1 pseudogene is annotated in these 269 nt (G+C 58.0%); it reads right to left on the reverse strand.

What is annotated here, in order from left to right:
- Positions 1–269, reverse strand: a pseudogene (locus SB756_RS30550) (threonine ammonia-lyase, biosynthetic); the annotation flags it as partial.

The raw sequence follows: 269 nt of genomic DNA on the forward strand, positions 1-269 counted from the left end.
GGTTTAGAAGGACGTCCACCCACCATGTAACGCACGTGCAGTTTCGCCATCTCATCATCCGAGAGATCGACCACCTGATAACCGCCGCTGGTGAGTTCGCTGATGATCTCGCTGCGCTCTTCTACGCCGCGCGTCAGTCGTACGCCAACAAAGATGCAGGCTTTGTCCGCATCGGCGTAGCGGTAGTTGAACTCGGTAATCGACCGTCCACCCAGCGTCTGGCAGAAACGCAGGAAACTGCCCTGCTGTTCCGGGATCGTTACGGCCAG

The sequence above is a fragment of the Pseudomonas sp. SIMBA_068 genome (assembly GCF_046534705.1).
Lineage (GTDB): Bacteria > Pseudomonadota > Gammaproteobacteria > Pseudomonadales > Pseudomonadaceae > Aquipseudomonas > Aquipseudomonas putida.